This window comes from Pantoea sp. GbtcB22, assembly GCF_019091025.1.
In the GTDB taxonomy this organism is placed as follows: domain Bacteria; phylum Pseudomonadota; class Gammaproteobacteria; order Enterobacterales; family Enterobacteriaceae; genus Pantoea; species Pantoea leporis.
Genome location: NZ_JAGXKB010000302.1, coordinates 1 through 264, shown reverse-complemented (window position 1 = coordinate 264; position 264 = coordinate 1). Strand labels below are relative to the sequence as shown.

The window sequence follows — 264 nt, the reverse complement described above, 5'->3', positions numbered from 1 at the left end:
AGCCCACAGGCTAGCAGTTTAATCAGCGTTAATTTACCCGCGCCGTTACGGCCCAGCAGCCCATTACGTGAACCCGGCACAAGGTTGAGTTTGATGGCGTCGAGAATGATGCGTTCGCCATAACCGGCGGTAACGCGCCCCATCTTCAGCAACGGATTCGGCAAGCTTTCTGGCGCGCGGAAACTGAAGCTGAATGGGTTAACGACGTGTGCTGGCGCAATCAATTCCATGCGCTCCAGCATTTTGATGCGGCTCTGCGCCTGC

The 264-nt window shown here is 56.4% G+C and carries 1 pseudogene; it reads right to left on the bottom strand.

The window, feature by feature from the left end:
* A pseudogene (locus tag KVT28_RS25350) lies at positions 1 to 264 on the bottom strand (ATP-binding cassette domain-containing protein); the annotation flags it as partial.